At 62.5% G+C, this 11,625-nt stretch carries 11 protein-coding genes and 1 tRNA gene; 10 read left to right on the top strand and 2 right to left on the bottom strand.

Annotated elements, in window-relative coordinates; genetic code table 11:
- Positions 1–134: 134 nt before the first annotated feature.
- The 5 genes from ACNI3R_RS19920 (at position 135) to ACNI3R_RS19940 (ending at position 5,263) form a co-directional block, all read left to right on the top strand.
- Positions 135–1,382 (top strand): SGNH/GDSL hydrolase family protein, encoded by a 1,248-nt coding sequence (locus tag ACNI3R_RS19920; RefSeq protein WP_426186821.1) that lies wholly within the window; start codon positions 135–137, stop codon positions 1,380–1,382.
- A complete protein-coding gene (locus ACNI3R_RS19925; protein WP_426186824.1) occupies positions 1,379–2,779 on the top strand; it encodes an SGNH/GDSL hydrolase family protein in 1,401 nt (466 codons plus the stop codon). Before ACNI3R_RS19920 ends, ACNI3R_RS19925 begins: the two co-directional genes overlap by 4 nt.
- 8 nt (positions 2,780–2,787) lie before the next feature.
- The gene (locus ACNI3R_RS19930) at positions 2,788–4,185 is read left to right on the top strand and encodes an MBOAT family O-acyltransferase (RefSeq protein ID WP_426186827.1); all 1,398 of its coding nucleotides are present in this window, start codon (positions 2,788–2,790) and stop codon (positions 4,183–4,185) included.
- A 13-nt stretch (positions 4,186–4,198) separates the two neighbouring features.
- Complete coding sequence (locus tag ACNI3R_RS19935) at positions 4,199–4,528, top strand: hypothetical protein (protein WP_426186830.1); 330 nt, start codon at positions 4,199–4,201, stop codon at positions 4,526–4,528.
- A 258-nt stretch (positions 4,529–4,786) separates the two neighbouring features.
- Complete coding sequence (locus ACNI3R_RS19940) at positions 4,787–5,263, top strand: nuclear transport factor 2 family protein (RefSeq protein ID WP_426186833.1); 477 nt, start codon at positions 4,787–4,789, stop codon at positions 5,261–5,263.
- A 286-nt stretch (positions 5,264–5,549) separates the two neighbouring features.
- Here ACNI3R_RS19940 and ybaK read toward each other — a convergent pair whose 3' ends face one another.
- A complete protein-coding gene (gene ybaK, locus ACNI3R_RS19945) occupies positions 5,550–6,023 on the bottom strand; it encodes a Cys-tRNA(Pro) deacylase (RefSeq protein WP_426186836.1) in 474 nt (157 codons plus the stop codon).
- A gap of 85 nt (positions 6,024–6,108) precedes the next feature.
- On the bottom strand, positions 6,109–6,678 hold the full coding sequence (locus ACNI3R_RS19950; RefSeq protein ID WP_426186839.1) for a cell wall hydrolase: 570 nt from the start codon (positions 6,676–6,678) through the stop codon (positions 6,109–6,111).
- A gap of 394 nt (positions 6,679–7,072) precedes the next feature.
- On the opposite strand from ACNI3R_RS19950, the gene ACNI3R_RS19955 reads away from it, so the two are divergent.
- From ACNI3R_RS19955 to ACNI3R_RS19975, 5 genes are all read left to right on the top strand, one after another.
- Positions 7,073–8,308 (top strand): AI-2E family transporter, encoded by a 1,236-nt coding sequence (locus ACNI3R_RS19955; protein WP_426186842.1) that lies wholly within the window; start codon positions 7,073–7,075, stop codon positions 8,306–8,308.
- A gap of 62 nt (positions 8,309–8,370) precedes the next feature.
- Positions 8,371–8,447: transfer RNA gene (locus ACNI3R_RS19960), tRNA-Asp, on the top strand.
- Between the two features lie 169 nt (positions 8,448–8,616).
- Positions 8,617–10,014, top strand: coding sequence for an anti-phage deoxyguanosine triphosphatase (locus tag ACNI3R_RS19965; RefSeq protein WP_426186845.1), 1,398 nt, complete (start codon positions 8,617–8,619; stop codon positions 10,012–10,014).
- Between the two features lie 212 nt (positions 10,015–10,226).
- Complete coding sequence (locus ACNI3R_RS19970; protein WP_426186848.1) at positions 10,227–10,892, top strand: hypothetical protein; 666 nt, start codon at positions 10,227–10,229, stop codon at positions 10,890–10,892.
- 143 nt (positions 10,893–11,035) lie between these two features.
- Positions 11,036–11,530, top strand: a complete 495-nt coding sequence (locus ACNI3R_RS19975) for a hypothetical protein (protein WP_426186851.1) — start codon at positions 11,036–11,038, stop codon at positions 11,528–11,530.
- The last annotated feature ends 95 nt before the right edge of the window (positions 11,531–11,625 follow it).

Below are 11,625 nucleotides of genomic sequence, written 5' to 3' on the forward strand. Positions count from 1 at the left end.
GTGATCTGCCCGCGTCCGGCCGCCCGATCGCGCTCGACAGTGCGCCGCACCGCATATTAAGGACGATCGGTATCGCGTTCCGCTGACCAGTCCAGCCGCGTCGAGGTAGTTTGGGAGTAAGTGCGGGTGGCACGATGAAGGCAGCGGTCATTCTGCTCGATCGGACGGCGGTTTTGTTTCTGGGCGTGGCGGCGGGGGCGGCGATCGGCTATGCCTTTGGCGTCAGGGACGCGCCTGGGGTGAGCTATGTCGCGCCCACCGAAATCGCTACTTCCGACGCCGACGTAGCGCCGCCGTCGCCGGTCGGCGACGAGGGGCCGGCCCCGGCCAAGCCGACCGCCGGAACGCCGCTTCCCGAACAGCCGGTCACAGCCGAGACGCGCGCGATCCAGCCTGGCATCGTCAACGCCATCGCGGCGGGCCGTCCGGTGCGTGTCGGCGTGTTCGGCGACAGCTTCGGCGACGGCATCTGGACCGCGCTGTACAATCAGCTGAGCCGCAAGTCGGGCTACCAGGTCGTCAAGTTCAGCCAGCAGGCGACCGGCTTCACGCGCTATCGCACGCTGAACCTCGAGACACATGATCGTGCTCGGCTCGCACAGGCGCCGGTCGACGTCGCGGTGATCTCCTTCGGCGCCAACGACATGATGGGCGTCGCCGATGGCGGTCATGTCTATGCGCTGCTGACCCCGAAATGGCAGGCGGCGATCGCGCGCCGCGTCACATCCTATGTCGCCATGCTGCGCGAGCAGGGGGCGATCGTCTATTGGGTCGGCCTGCCCAAGATGCGCGAGGCGGCCTATGACGCCGACGTTGTCCGGATGAACGCCTTTTATCGCGAGTTGATGGGGCGGCTGGGCGTGCCCTTCATCGAGACCGCTCCCTACAGCGTCGATTCCGGCGGTCGCTATTCGGCCTATCTGCCCGACCCCGCCACCGGCAAGCCGGTGCTGATGCGCGCCAATGACGGCATCCATATGTCCTATGCGGGCTATGTGCGGATCACGCGCGGCCTTGCCGGCCGCATCCGCAGCTATGTCGATCAGGCGCGTGCGCGTGCCGGTGGCGCGGCCCCGCCGCCGCCTGTCGTCGCACCATCACCCGAGGCGCTCGCGCCGCTGCCTGCCAAGCCTGCGCCGAAGCTCCCGCGCCTCGACGATCCGCTCGCCGACGAGCCGGCGGCACCCGCGCGGACGAGCGCGCCTGCTGCCGAGCCGAGAGCCGAGGGCGAGGCGCGCCCCAAGACGGAAGGCAAGAGCGAGCCCAGGGTCGAGAAGCCCAAGGCCCCGGCCGCCAACCCGCCTGCCAAGGGCGCCCCGACCGATCTGCTGCCCGCCGACATCGGCGCCGCGCTCGACGAGCAGAGCAGGAACCGTCGATGATCGGCCTGCTGGCGATGGCCGCCGCCACTGCCGCGACCCCGGCGCTTACCGCCGACTGCGCGGGTGGGCTGTGCGGCTATGCTGCGCTGCGCCCCTATTTCGACAAGCTCGCGGAAGCGCGCGGCGGGGGCAAACCGGTCCATATCCTCCAGATCGGCGACAGCCACACTGCCGGCGACGCGATCACCGGCGCGTGGCGCGACGCGCTGCAGGCGCGCTACGGCAGCGCCGGGCGCGGGGTGATGCCGCCGGGAAAGCCCTTTCAAGGCTATAATCCGCGCGGGGTCAGCGTCGACATGTCGCCCGGCTGGACGATTTCGTCGATCTTCGGCGCAGGATCGCAGAACCCGCGCGGCGCGCTGGGCCTGTCGGGCTTCAGCATCACTTCCAACGCATCGGGCGCTCGCATCGGGCTCACCGCCTCCGCCAACCAGATGTTCGACCGTTTCGTGATCTGCGCGATCGCGGAGCCGGGGGCAGGGGCGCTCGTCATCAATGTCGCGGGGCAGTCCGAACGGTTCGAGCTGGGTGCGCTGATCGCCCGGCCCGAATGCCGCGAGATGGAGTTTGACCAGGCCCAGGGCGCGGTATCGGTCGTCACGGATGGCGGGCCGGTGACGATCACCAGCTGGGCGACCTTCCGCGATGGTGGCGGGGTCGCGCTGTCCAATCTGGGTGTTGTCGGGTCGCAGCTCATCCATTTCAGCCGTAACGACGATTCGGTCGTCGCCGAGGAACTGCGCAGCTACAAACCCGATCTGATCGTCATCGCCTTCGGGACCAATGAGGGCTTCGCCCCGCGCGTCAATCCTCAGGAATATGAGATCACGCTGCGCACCCAGATCGGCCGCATCCGCCGTCTCGCGGGGCGCGTACCGATCCTGCTGCTGGGCGCGCCCGATGCGCTGACCCGGCGGACCGACCTGCTCAACAATGCACCGACGGTCACGCCCGCGCCCTGCATCGAGCCGGTGACCCTGCCGCCATCCGGCCCCGTCACACCCCCGCCCGAGCAGCCATCGGACAGCGAGGATATCAGCGATGTGCTCGACGCGCTGGGACAGCGCACTGCCCCCGCGCAGCCGCGCCCTGCGCCGGCCGTCGTCGCCGAGGCACCGCGCACCGGCTGGGCGATCACAGCCAAGCCCCTGTTCCCGCCGCCCGGCCTCAAAGCCGTCCGCGACGTCCAGCGCAAGGTTGCGCAACAGCTCCGCCTCGGTTTCTGGGATTGGGAAGCGCGCATGGGCGGCCGCTGCACGGCGGTCAGCTGGGTCAAGCTCCAGCCGACCCGGATGCGCGGCGACTATGTCCATTTCAACAGTGCTGGCGGGCAGGACATTGCGGGCCGGCTCCAGGCAGACCTCGATCTCGCGGCCGGCGCCGCGTCGCGTTGGTGACCGCCTAGATGCTGTTCCCGACCCTCGACTTCGGTCTCTTCTTCCTGCTCGTCTTCGTCCTCGTCTGGGCGGTGTCGCGCAGCAATGAATGGCGCAAGCTGCTGCTCCTGCTCGCAAGCTGGGTCTTCTACGGCGCGTGGGACTGGCGCTTCGTCGCGCTGCTGATCGCCTCCGCCTTCATCAACTGGGGTGGAGCGCGACTGATCTATGCGGCGCAGACGCGCGGCACGCAGAAGGTGCTGGTGACGATCGGCGTGATCGCCAATCTCGGCATCCTCGGCTTCTTCAAATATTATGACTTCTTCCTCGAACAGCTCGGCGTGCTGCTGGCGGGCTGGGGCATGGCGCGCGACCTGCCCTTGCTGCAGATCGTGCTGCCGGTCGGCGTGTCCTTCTTCACCTTCCAGGGCATGTCCTATCTGATCGACGTCTATCGCGGGCGGCTGCGCGCGGCCTCGCTGCTCGACATCACGCTCCTCATGTCCTTCTTCCCGCATCTCGTCGCGGGACCGATCGTGCGCGGCGCGGATCTGCTGCCGCAGTTCGAGAAGACCCCCCGGCTCAACCGCGACATGGTCGCCATGGCGTTGCTGCTGATCGTCTGGGGGCTGTTCAAGAAAGCGGTCGTCGCGTCCGAACTGTCGGTCAATCTGGTCGATCCGGTGTTTTTCGATCCCTCGGCCCATTCGAGCCTCGACCTGCTGCTGGCTGCCTATGGCTATGCGGTGCAGATCTACTGCGACTTCTCCGCCTATAGCGACATGGCGATCGGCATCGCCGCGCTGTTCGGCTATCGCTTCCCGCGCAACTTCAACCAGCCCTATCGCGCCAGCTCGCTTCAGGATTTCTGGCGCCGCTGGCACATCAGCCTGTCGAGCTGGCTGCGCGACTATCTCTATATCGGCCTGGGCGGCAACAAGGGCGGGCTCGCCATGCAGTGCCGCAACATCCTGCTGACGATGCTGCTCGGCGGCTTCTGGCACGGGGCGAAATGGACCTTCCTCATCTGGGGCGGCCTCCATGGCGGCGTGCAGGTGATCGAGACCTGCTGGCGCAAGGCGGGGCTGCCGGGCCTGCCCAAGCTGCTCGCGATCCTCGTTACCTTCCACATCGTAACGCTCGGCTGGATTTTTTTCCGCGCCGATACATTCGACGGGGCGATCGCCTTCCTCGGTGGGCTGGGGCGCGGCGACTGGAGCAACGGCATGACCACGCCGCTGCTCGCCACGCTCATCCTGCTCGGCATGGCTTTCCACTTCACCCCGCCCGATCTCGCCCAGTCGATCGCGCTGCGCCTGCGCCGCCTGCCCGCGCCTTTGCTCGGCCTGCTGGTGGCGGTGGCGATCATCCTGGTCGACGCGATGCGCTACGAAGGGGTCGCGCCCTTCATCTATTATCAGTTCTGACGGAGGCGATGCGATGGCGCGCGAGTTGAAGGAGCATGAACTGGCCTCGCCGGTCGACCTGTCCGCGACCCCGATCGAGGGCGATCACCCGGTGCTCTGGACCGCCACCATCATCGCCGTCGCCGCCCTGATCCTCCTGTTCGCCAATGCCGGCACCCTGTCCGCCTGGGTCGACGAGAAGCCGGTGACCGAGCTTCAGCTGCAGGCATCTGAAGCGGCTGGCGTGTGGAAGGAGAGGATGGACGCTATCGGCCTGACCGCCCCGCGCGATGCGTTGCACCGGGTCTGGAAGGATGCGCAGGCGATCCGGTTCGGCGACGAAGCGCCGGAGGGTACGCGGTAGGGGGAGTATAGCGGTTCCTGTCGCCCCTTTGTTGCGTGCTTCCCCTCCACCGGCTGCGCCGGTCCCCCTCCCCGTGCCGGGGAGGAACTTGGGGGTATTTGCGACGAAGGTCCTCCCCGGCACGGGGAGGGGGACCATGCGAAGCGTGGTGGAGGGGAAAGGCGGCGCCTCTGGCAGATCGAGACGATTGCAGGGATGATGACGCCGTCCACACGGCGTCTCGAACACTATGTTAGCTAGTCCAGAGGAGCCCTCCGCATGCTCGCCACCCTAGCCTTGGCCGCCCTTGCCGCAACCGCTCCCGCCCCGATCGCCGAAAACCCTCTGACGCAGGAAATCGCGGCGCTCGATGGCAAGGTGTTCGATGCCTATAATCGCTGCGACCTTCCGACCTTCTCCGGCTATTTCGATCCGAAGGTCGCCTTCTACCACGACAATGGCGGTGCGACGTTCGAGCGGGAGGCGATGGTCGATGGGGTCCGCAAATATATCTGCGGCAAAGTGCGGCGAGAACTGATCCCCGCAAGCTTCCGCGTCTATCCGATCAAGGATTATGGCGCGATCGAGGAAGGCGAGCATCGCTTCTGCGAACTGGCGACGCAGCGCTGCGAAGGCATCGCCAAATTCGTGATGGTCTGGGCCAGGCGCGATGGCGGCTGGCAGATCACTACTGTGCTGAGCTACGGCCACCGCGCTGCGACGCCCGAGGAGCAGCGGGCAGCTGTTGGGCAATAATCGTCGGACCCTTCGCAGCAACCCGCCACCGGCGCCGCGATCGCCTTGAGCACCGTCGAGGCGTCCCCTGGCTCCAGCGGAACATATGTTGTTGTCAGGAGAGTTTATCCCGCCCTTCCCCTCCACCGTCCTGCGGACGGTCCCCCTCCCCGTGCCGGGGAGGAACTCAGGGGTAATGCGCGGCCAAGATCCTCCCCGAAACGGGGAGGGGGACCATGCGAAGCATGGTGGAGGGGGGGCGCGCGACCGTAAAAGTCTCTGCTTCGGTTATCCTGAAGCGGAGATGTCACCCCACCAGAGGCGCCACGATCGCTTTGACCGCCGCCGCAGCGTCCCCGGGCGCCAGCCGCACCTGAAGCCCGCGCTGACCGCCATTGATGTAGACTAGTGCGTGGTCCATCGCCGCTGCCTCGATCGCGGTCGGCACAGCCTTGCGCTGGCCGAAGGGACTGATCCCGCCGACATGGTAGCCGGTCAGCCGCTCGGCATCGGCTGACGTCATCATCTGCGCAGACTTACCCCCGAAGGCCGCTGCCGCGCGCTTCATCGACAGTTCGCGGTCGGACGGGATGACGGCGCAGGCGGGCTTGCCGTCGACCTCGATCATCAGGGTCTTGAGCACCCGCACCGGATCCTCGCCCAGCGCTTCGGCGGCCTGGAGCCCGACGCGCTCGGCGCCGGGATCATAGGCATAGCTGTGGACCTCATGCGCGATGCCGGCTTTGGTCAGGGCCTGGGTGGCGCGGGTGGTGCGGGACATGGGCGTTCCATTCCCGATCACAGCTCCAAAGCAAAGGGCCCGACGTCTCCGCCGGGCCCCTGCATCCTCTCCGATCTGTGTCGGTTTACCGATAGAAAATGTGATCGCCCACCATCGACAGGCGCTCGCGCGTCCGGAAGAAGCGATTCGGCGAACTGCTGGCCGCGTGATAGAAGACGGCGCCGGGAACGACCTGGTCGCCATGACCGGCCATCGCCTGACGCGAAACCTCGACCGCCATTGCCCAGCGCTCGCTGTCGCGGCGCGGATTGTAGGAGGCGGTGCGGAAGAACTGGCCCGGCTGGTTCACCACCTCGCAGACGGTTTCGCCGAAGCGATTCTGTCCGACCCGGTTCATGATGACCTGCGCGACGGCGAGTTGGCCGCTGCGCGGCTGGTTGGCGGCTTCGTGCATGACGACCTTGGCCATGCATTCGAGCTCGCGATCGATCTTGCCGCTGTTGGCGGCTTCCTTGAACAGCACCCGGTCGATGCCGTCGTCGATGACGGCGTCGTCATCGATGATCTGGGGAGAAACTTCGTAGGCAAGCGTCGGTGAAGACGCCGGAATGGCCGCAAAGCCCATAGCGCCGGTAGCCGCTGCGACAATCATCGCGGCGATCATCAGCGGATGTTGAGCCAGTTTGGCGGGCATTCATTACTCCATGCAATGCGCAAAAGAGCCATCCCGCCCCTAACTCGAAACATAGGGCGAGCTGCTTTTTCACGTCTTGTCGGCAGGGAGGCTGTTTCGGCTTTCTGCCCCCGCAGAGCCCCCGCGACCAGTTACGATCGCGGCCATGCGGCGAAGCGAGTTAACGAGTCAATAAAAGCACGACGAGTCGTTTTGCCGCCAAGACGACCCGTGGAACCCAACATATGGTGTTTTTGTGCACCTGCTAACGCAAGAAGCCATATCTTTGCCATGAAGCTGTTGTCTTGGCGTAATAATTCCGCAGCGGCGTTGGGCGAGTGTCGGGGATTCTGGCGCTGCCCCGCAGAACGCGCGATAGGGATGCCTGTGACCGTCTTTCGGGTGGAGCGAATCGATGCAGGATGATGTGGCGGATCGGGAAAGGCCTGCCCAGGCTGCCGATGCCACGGCCCCGGTCGAGGTGCTGCGCGATGCCTTGCGCGACTCGATGGCGATCCAGGCGGAGATGGCTTATCGGCGCGACCGGCTGCTCGCGTGGCTGGCGCTGACTGCGGGCGCGGGGATCATCCTTGCCATCCCTTTCGCCTTACGTTCGGGATCCGAGTTCTTCCTGCCGGTCACGACCGCGCTGGTCATAGCGGTCGCGATGGTGCCGCTGCTCGAATGGCTCGAGCGGCGGGGCCTGCCGTCGCCGCTGGCGGCGCTGCTGTGCGTGATTCTGTTCCTCGGCCTCGCCAATGCCGCGATCGCTTCGGTCATCGTCCCCGCGACGGAATGGTTCGCGCGGCTGCCCTCGCGCATCCAGCTGATCCGGCGCAACCTGTCACCGCTGATCGACATTTATTCGTCGTTCGAGCGCTTCGTCGACGAGACGATGGGCGCTCTGCTGCGCAATTCGGCGGCGCGCGGCCGGACTGTCACTGTGCAGGAGCCAAACTCGCTGTTCGACTATGTGGCGACGTCGGCGCCGCACGCGCTTGTCCAGCTCGTTTTCGCGACCCTCGTCGTCTATTTCTTCCTGTCGAGCTGGACGCGCATGCGCCGCCGGACGATCACCAGCCGGGGCAGCTTCTCCAGCGCCATGACCACGGCGCGCGTGATCCAGGAGATGGTCGACCGTACCTCGGCCTATCTGGCGACGATCACGGCGGTGAACATCGGCATGGGCGTGCTCGTTTCTGTCATGCTGTGGTTCGCGGAGATGCCAAGCCCGGTGATGTGGGGCGGTCTCGTCGCCATCCTCAACTACATCCCCTATTTCGGACCGATCGTCGCGGCCGGGCTGCTTGCAGTGGGCGGGCTCATGACCTTCGGCGACCTTGGCTATGCGCTGGTACCGGCCTCGCTGTTCGTCGCGGTCCATCTGGTCGAGGCCAATGTGCTGACGCCGATGCTGGTCGGCCGTCGCCTGACGATCAATCCGCTCCTGATTCTCGTCGCGCTCAGCTTCTGGAGCTGGGTGTGGGGTACGGCGGGCGCCTTGCTGGCCGTGCCGCTGCTGATCATCCTGAAGACGGTGCTCGATGCCGCAGGCTGGCCCGACATCGCCGGTTTCCTGTTCGCCGAGGGCACATTTACCAATGGCCATCAGGAGGAGGACGGGCCTCTTCCAAAAGAGTTGGGAAAATGATGCGCGATGCTGTTGACAGGGCTGCGACCCTCCACTAGGTGCCCCCTCCACCGACACAGTTCGCGGGTGTAGCTCAGTTGGTTAGAGCGCCGGCCTGTCACGCCGGAGGTCGCGGGTTCGAGCCCCGTCACTCGCGCCATTCCTTCGATGGTTTGGTTTCTAAGAGTTGGAACTGTTCCAACTTTTCGGCAAATTCATTCGAATTTGGTAAGCCCTCTCCCATAGGTTTCAATGATACGTGAAACCCCCGAGCTTGCCCGCATACCGTCCATTGTGACAGTCCCGACAGAGGATTGACGGGGGGCATTATGGAACAGGAAATCGGACACGAGTTGGCATTGGCTCTTACATATCGAGCCCCCCTATTTGATGCGCCCAAGGCGGATGCCGGTGTAGGGAAAGAGGCTTTCGTCAGCGACACTCGCGAACCATATCAGCGCGATTTGGGTCGGATCATCCATTCCGCTTCTTTTAGGCGTCTTCAGACAAAAACTCAGGTGATGGGTACGGGAGAAGGAGACTTCCACCGGACTCGTTTGACCCACTCATTAGAAGTAGGCCAGATTGGACGCGGAATCGTCTGGAACCTAGCCTCCCGCAAAAGCGCCTTTTACGCTGACGTTCTTCCTTCATCTGAACTTATCGAAGCTGTCTGTTATGCGCATGACCTCGGTCACCCTCCGTATGGACATGGGGGTGAGCGAGCCCTTCATTCCCAAATGTTGGATTTCGGAGGTTTTGAGGGCAATGCTCAAACCGTCCGTATCATAACCCATTTGGAAAAATACTATCGCGGAGAAGGCATTCGCTGCACTCGGCGACTCCTCCTTGGCATTTTGAAATATCCTGTCGCTTACAGCGAATATGGAGATGCGGCCAAGTCTCCCAAACCGCCGAAGTGCTTTTATGACGAGGACCTGCCCCTAATTGAAAAAGCATTGAGCATATTTTCCGTTGCCGACCGCAAGGAATTTCGTCGACTTGGGGAGAAGGGAAAGCCGCTCTATAAAGCGTTTGATTGCTCAATCATGGAACTCGCAGATGATATAGCTTATGGAGTTCATGATCTAGAGGACGGGATTGGGCGAAATATTCTGGATAAGCAAGAAGCCGGAAAGGGTATAGAGGAAGGATTTCGAAAAGCAGGTGTCGACAAAGTTCGAAACGTCGCTGTGAGCGACTTGGTCGACAAGCTTTTCTCGGGGGATGCGTGTGAGCGTAAGCACGCCATTTCTCTACTTGTGGGATATTTTATCATGGAAATTCAGGTACGCCGACAGGGCGTATTTGAATCCCCGCTGCTCGATTTAAATGCCTATGTACCGCCTGCTACGCGCGCGCTTCTCGATCACCTTGCTAGAGACATCACTTATGATGGTATCGTCAAAAGGCGCGAAGTTCAGACTTTGGAGTATAAGGGAGAGAAGATCATCAGCGATCTTTTCCGAGCTTTCGCAGAACGGCCGTCATCACTCGTCGGTATGAAGGCGCTTGACCCATCCAATGACGAAATATCAAATGTCTTCCGCGGCTTTGAGCGAGATAAGAAGCCCGAAAAATCGTGGATGGACCTCGATGACCCACTGCGTTCCTCGATCGCTCGGGCTATTTGCGACTTTATTGCTGGGATGACCAATCCCTATGCAGAAAAATATCATCGGCGGCTTTTTGAGCCGGGATATGGCAGCGCGACTGACGAGCTTTAAGGCTAAATAGGGTGGGTCATCATGATGGCCCGGTTGAAATGGGTCGGCGCGTGCATTATATAAATGCGCGGAGCCGATCGCCAGGGCTGCAAGCGACCCAAAAGGCGGCAGATCAGATCTCAGACACCTAATGGCAACCCATTTGTGCCGGTGCAGGTGGTCACGAAGCGCTTGCGACTACCACTAAGACGCCGGTGAGAAATGGATTTGTCATGTCTATCTACAAAGAATGCGCGGATAATCTCCGCTCGCGATATCGTGAGCTGACCGGCGAGAAGCTGGGTTCCGGTTATTCTCATGAGCTCGTTGCGGCATACTTCAGCTATGGGAATAGCGCGGCCCTTCGGGCTGAGCAGGCGTATCCGCTTTCCAATCTTTGGCAAGCCGACGTTCTGATTCCCAACTTGCTCCTCATGGATGAGCGGGTGCAGAACCTAAGCAACCTTCCTGAAAACCTACCTAGCGTCGATGACTTGGCTGACTGGCTGGCCGAGTTCCTTATTGGCGCGGGCCACTTCTCGGGCATGGTCTGGCATACTCGCGACCTCTCAGATTACATCAACACGGATTATATCCAAAAAGACCCGATGATGATCGAGAACGATCTCTCGGGGGAGATCGCATCGACGAACGCATATTTTGACGAGCTTTACATCTATGAGGTTGAGATCGAGCGTTGCGAAGGTGCGCTTGTCGCCCATGTGGTCGGTGATCTTAACGGGGAGACGGATCAGGATAGGGTCTTCCATGGTGACAAGATCAAGTTCACTACCCTCATGACCTTCGATCGCGTGGCGGGTCGTAACGCCTACAGCTTGCCGAGGCTGGAAACCTCCGGTGCCGTCGACCAGTCATTCTATGAGGACAACGATGCTTAGTCAGTGAGGAGGCGGACGGCAGGCGGGGTAGCGCCTGCCGGAAGCCCGCAACGGACTCAGTTGTCGTGAAGCCTTCTGCGTAACAATCTAGCCTTTGAACCCTTTTTGTTCTATGAGCGGGGTTATCAGGGAGATTAGCTGGCATGGCTGCAAAATCGACGCTCAGTGAGCTCCGAAACGGAATCCAAGACATCTACCATGAGGTGATGCGCGAGCAGGGTAATGGGGAAGTATCGAACGCCGCAGTCCTGTCGCGGGTCAGAGTGGAGCAGGCCGAGGCGTTAAGTTCTCTAGCTCCCGCACTTGTGAACATTGCGCTGACCAAGCTGCTGAATGACGTAAGTTCCCGCAAACGTGGCAAAAGCACGTCCTCTCCGGTGGCGGACCTTTTCGGAGAATATCGCGTACCGGGTAGCGTAACTCTTGTGCGAGGCAAGAAGAAGGACACAGCTAAGCTTACCTTCCGCGAAGCCGAGTTATATGTGAAGGCTCGTGCCGAAAAGTCGGTGAGTGATCGTCATGAGCCGTGGCGGCAGTTGCTCGAAGTGTGTCGCGATCACGTTAAATCAGAGGATGACACCCTAGAAATTCTGATAGCGCGGGTGCGCCAAGCAAATAGTCGCAAGCTCGATCTTTAACGCTTCACTGATCGCTATTGCGTATCCCGGATATTTCGTCGGCCAATGCGACGGGCTTCATCTGCTAGATCGACAGCGGCACGGCTGGCCGGCTG

Source organism: Rhizorhabdus antheiae, from assembly GCF_049889055.1.
In the GTDB taxonomy this organism is placed as follows: domain Bacteria; phylum Pseudomonadota; class Alphaproteobacteria; order Sphingomonadales; family Sphingomonadaceae; genus Rhizorhabdus.